Source organism: Mesorhizobium humile (assembly GCF_033977215.1).
In the GTDB taxonomy this organism is placed as follows: domain Bacteria; phylum Pseudomonadota; class Alphaproteobacteria; order Rhizobiales; family Rhizobiaceae; genus Mesorhizobium; species Mesorhizobium humile.
Map to the genome: position 1 here is coordinate 1 of NZ_JAVIIV010000053.1, position 5211 is coordinate 5211.

Sequence of the window (5211 nt, forward strand, 5' to 3'; positions counted from 1 at the left end):
AGAGCGCGCGTGAACCGGTCGGCGTTCGGCGTCGGCGCGACCGGGCGCTCAATGAACTGCGCCTGGCCGCCCTGCCGGTGCGGCGAGAGCACGACGTGGCGGGCTAGCCGAAGGGCGGCTTCCGCGCCGTAGCGGGCGCGCCTGATCCGCATTCCGGGTACGAGGGGCGCCTCCCGCGAAGTGGCGCCCTTCCGCGCTGATCGGCACGCGCCACCATATCTTGTGACGCGGTAGAATTAGGCAGAAACCGTTAAAATTGATCGGTCCATCAAGATCGTTCTTAGAACTTGATGGTGAGATTTGTTTTGACCGTGTGGGCGTTGAAGCCATTGCCGATCTGCCCGTTGTGGGAAAGGCCCAGTTTGGCGTTCGTTGCCAGATCGACATCGAAACCAGCTTCAAACACCAGCGCATCTTTGGCCATCGGCGAGCCCCTGTTGACGAAGATGTTACCACCTTTGAAGGCAAGGGCGGCTTCCGGCGTCACGTGGCCGACGGCATGGCGCCAGCCGATCATGCCTGATGCCGTGGCTCTCGTGCCGCCAAGCGAGAAGTGATGCGAGGCGCGCAGGCCGAGTGTCGTCGTTGTGACATCGGTGGAACTGCCGGAACCGGACAGACCGTAGGGACCGGAGTTTGTCTCCGCGAAGCCGTCAGTGCTCAGATGCATATAGGCGGCACCAACGAACGGTTCGAGGACCGCAAAGGCAGTATCGATCGTGTAGCCGGCTTCTCCAAAGATCTGCACGCTATCGCCACCGTAATTGGCTTGAGCGCTATATCCCGCGACACTGCGCGTTGTGTCGATGTCATGGCGGGCGTAGGCGGCACCGAAGCTGAGCCCAATCGCATCCCATCGCGTGCCGCCATAGACGCCGATCTGGTAGCTGTCGATGTTGGCAGAAGACGCCGCACCAAAGAGGGCGGTGTTAGCATAGCCGACCAGGAAGCCCAGCCGCCAGTCGTTGGCGATGAAGCCGTCGGTACCGGTGAGGAAGCCGCCGATCTTCCGGTCAAGTTCGGCAGCGTTGCCGTCGCTGCCGATACTTGCCCACGATCCGTAAGCCTGAGCCCAGTTGGTGGGGGCAATCCCGGTATCATTGCTGGCATCCGTTGCTGCCGTCGTGGTGACGATGCCGCCCAGCGTGGCGCGCACCCGGGCGCTGGCGGCATCACGCACAATGCGACCATCCTCGATCAACACGCCTTTGAGCGAGGCGTGGATATCGCCCGACAGCGCTGCGAAGGTCGAAGCCGGGTCGTCATCGATCGTCGAAGCCAGGATCGCATCATAAATCGGATTGCCGGCACCAAGCGATTCGATGCCGCTTGCAGTCTCCTGCTGGTTGAAGGTGCGTCCGACATCGGCAAAGGCAACACGGTTGAGCGTCAGCGTGACATCACCGGGATGATAGGCGAGATCGGCGCCGATGAAGGTGTAGTAGGACTGCGCGCCCGCGAAGGTGCCCTCGACACCGCCTGCAGCGGTCAGGATGGTGTAGGTCTGGCCGACTAGCGTATCCATGACCGCCTGGGTGAGCACAGGCACTTCCGGGATGACCATGACAACACCGCCGAGCAGCGTCGCTTTGCCGTCGACGGCAAGTTTGTCTGAATTGCCGTCCCCATCCACCTCGACCAGCAGGCCGCTGCCCTTCTCCAGCTTGGCGTCACCGCTGACCGAGAGCGTACCGATAGAATTGCCCGGCGATACCCAGCCGCCGTCCTTGGCCACCAATGCCCCGACACGGCCGACACCGCCCAGTGTGCCGGCACTGTTGACTGTCACCGTCGACACAATCGAGCCGTCGACCGCCAGCAGGCCACCATTGACCAACGTGTCGCCGCTATAGGTGCTGTCACCCGTCAGCCGCAGCGAGCCAGGTCCGAGCTTCGACAACCCGCCGGGTGTGTATGTCTTCGTCGAAAGGGCATCGATAACAGGTTGTGTTGCGTCGTATTCGGCAATGACCGGGCCGACGCGTTCTACTGCGATAACTTCAGCCAGCTTGCCATCAGATGTGGCTGCCAGAAATTCGGCGTATTTTGCGGCTCCACTTCCGTAGAATTGCCAATATCTATTCTCAAAGCTTACGTTCAAGAACCTTCGATAAATCTCTTTGGCAACAGGATCAGCATCAACAGCTGTCAAGGCATCTCCAAGCTGTCCACTCGGCTTAAAGTAATCATCTCTCGTATTGGTAGCCGCATCGAAAACCGATTTGATCAATTTGCGTGCTGCGGGAATCGCACTGAGAGTGGCTTCTGTGACGCCCGAGAGAATTTCGTCTGCCGAAGTTGCGTTCTCGATGCCGAGGGCGACTTTACGAAGATTCCAGGCATCAATCCGGGCCTTGGCAGCGCCCGATTCATCGGTGATGTCATTGCTCCATGTATCCGCATCGCAAGACGAACGCGTTTTTTCACCCAGGGCAAAACCAACATCACGGCAGGTCCAGCCTGGTTGGGTGACCATCGAATTGCCCTCACCAGCAAGTTCAGCGACGAACATGGTTTGGTGGAAATTGACAGGTCCTCTCATCGCCTTGGCCATGTCGGCTTCGTCCCATGCCATCCAGTCCTGATCGGCAGGACCGTTTGACGTCAGATAATCCTTGTTCCAAGTCACAGGATCTTTGTAGATGAAACGGTGTCGGGCGGTGTCCATCAGGACCTCAAGCGCCTGCCCACCATTCATGTAAGCGAATCTGTCACGAATCCAGAAAGACGACACTTCCTGCGACGCCTTGATCTGATCCTCCAGATGCAAGTCCGCATAGGGAACAATAGAGCCGTCAGCGTTGCGTACCACACCGCGCCAATTGATCAGTCCCATGCCAGGCAGGCTCTTTTGCATTCCAGCATTGATGTAGTCCACACCCAGCTCCCTCTTCAGGGTGATGTCGTTCCAAACGGCAAATCCCATGCCGTCTGGAGCTGGATTGCCATCTTTTACAAATTGTTTCAGGCGATCAATGTAGAATTGGTAAGCGTCGCTCGGTTCAAGGCCAGTTCTTTGGAACCACTGAACCTGCGGCACAAAATAGAAATTATTATTCTGAATATCGATCCACTTGTCGCGGCCACCGCGACCGGTACCAATGTCATTGATCCAATGTTCGATACCAATGTTCTTGTTGAGGTCATCGACGGGAGCATCTGGGCCATCATACCATACCCAGAAATTCTTGAAACCATTGGGATTGGTAGAGGATTGTACCAGCCGGTCGTAAAGAGCGTTCAGATATGTGACACGGTCATTGTTATTGCCATTGAATACTTCATCGCCGCCAATATGGATGGTTTCCGATTTAAACCAAGGCCTGAACTCGTTGATCACGCCTGCGATGTAATCGACTACCGGACCGGGGTTTGAGGTGTCGATGCCGTCATTGTTCCCTGACACCTTGGGAAGATTGGGGTTGTCATTCAAAAATGCCATGGAATGACCCGGGGTATCAAATTCTGGTATAATCTCGACCCCATAACGTGATGCGGCTGCTTCAAGCTTCTTCCAGTCGTCTTGTGTATAGTATTTGCCGTCGGGTGGAACCAAGCCGGGATATTTGTCGCTGAAGAGACGAAAGTAGCCGCGCTTGACCCCGTCAGGTCCTTCGGCGCTGTCATTCAGATGAATATGCAGTTCATTCAGCTTGTGCAGACTCATCTTGTCCATGTAGCCGATGAGTTGATCAACGGGCATGAACTGCCGGGCAACATCGAGCATGATGCGGCGGTTTTCGTAGGTGGGGAAATCGAGACCCGTTCCGCCGATGATGGTGTTATGCTGACCTGGCGCATTACCATCATTCATAAGAAGGGTGGCCAATGTTTGAAATCCGCGTAGCGCGCCTTGGGCTTCGTTGAATTTAATGGTCAGACCATTTTCGCTCGCGTTGTATTGGTAACCTTCGCGCAGAATATTGCCTTCATTGCTGCGGGAGACGTTATCGGCTTGGCCAGGATTGGTATCGACTACCACGCTGGCGGCAGCATCGAAGAAGCTCTCATCCGGAGTGTTTGACAACAGAATGTCATTCTTGCCGGCGTCTTTCGCTACGACAATTTCCAGTTGGAAACCCGACGCATACCGCAGTTTCTGCAGCCATCCGCGCGGATCGTTGAGCGTCGTTATGAGGTCAGGATCGTCGGCGCTGAGCACAACCCTGCTGGCGCTGTTCAGCTTGAAATCAGTGTCGCCCTTGGTGAATTGCTGAAAGGTTGTGGAAAGCTGGGGATCGGCGACTTGCGCATGGCTAACTTGCGGAACGATCAAGCTACCGAAGGCAACTGCCGTCCATGCATACTTCGACCTTCGCGCCGGAGACAGGGCGGTCGTAGCCAGTAGAGCGCGACAGAGACCATTCCGCAGAGCATGCGACAAACCACGTATATTTATCTGATTCATAACATTCCCCCTGTTTTGAAATCTCAGTGAAAGTGGTATTATATTGGTCGCGTCTTATGGTGTAAAATTTGCAACCTTGGAGTGATGAGATATCAAAAAATCGCGAATTTCAAGCGATTTCTCTGTGGTTTCTTGCAAGAATCTGCGAAATTCCTGACCTGCTTAGATACCACTTATGGAAACTGTAATACCACTTAGCCGAAGATGGCTTTCCGAATTTGAAAGGCGGAAATGAAAGGTGGATTGACTTCTGCGTTGAACCGGGGCGGCGTCACCGCTCCACTCGCGGATGCGCCTCGAGGGCAATCCGCTTGTGCCGCAGCGGGTGATGTCGACGGCCGATGAGCACATAACGGTCGTCGAACCCAGCCCGCATCGGCAGGGGCAGGTTGCTTGCAGATCTATTGCGCCGAGCATCACAAGGAGGCCGCAGGCGGGCTGGCGGGACCGGAGATCGCCAGGCCTTTCGAGATCGGCGACAATCTTGGATCGGCGGCAGCGCGATCATCCTTCGCGGCGTTAGCATCGGCGAGGGCGCCATCGTCGGCGCGGTGGTGACGCGCGACGTTGCCGACAACCGCACGGTCGTCGGCGATCCGGCGCGGCCGACAAGGGGAGGCTGAGCAAATCGTCCTGTCGGATCAGCGCGAGGAAGCGCGGGCGCGGCGCTCGCCTGGACCACCTCGCCTTGAGAATTCGCGCCGATATTGCAAGGGCGAGGTCCTGAGCCTTGCGGCGAAATGCTGGCGCAGCGACGTGGCGCTGCCGAAGCCGGCTTCGAAGGCCACCATGTCCATCGATTT

General features: G+C 56.8%; 1 protein-coding gene and 3 pseudogenes. 1 reads left to right on the forward strand and 3 read right to left on the reverse strand.

What is annotated here, in order from left to right:
* Window positions 1-152, reverse strand: a pseudogene (locus RFM52_RS32545) (GlxA family transcriptional regulator); the annotation flags it as partial.
* A 128-nt stretch (window positions 153-280) separates the two neighbouring features.
* The gene (locus RFM52_RS32550) at window positions 281-4276 is read right to left on the reverse strand and encodes an autotransporter domain-containing protein (RefSeq protein WP_320293325.1); all 3996 of its coding nucleotides are present in this window, start codon (window positions 4274-4276) and stop codon (window positions 281-283) included.
* A 525-nt stretch (window positions 4277-4801) separates the two neighbouring features.
* On the opposite strand from RFM52_RS32550, the pseudogene RFM52_RS32555 reads away from it, so the two are divergent.
* Window positions 4802-5031, forward strand: a pseudogene (locus RFM52_RS32555) (LbetaH domain-containing protein); the annotation flags it as partial.
* Between the two features lie 18 nt (window positions 5032-5049).
* On the opposite strand, the pseudogene RFM52_RS32935 reads toward RFM52_RS32555, so the two are convergent.
* A pseudogene (locus RFM52_RS32935) lies at window positions 5050-5211 on the reverse strand (GlxA family transcriptional regulator); the annotation flags it as partial.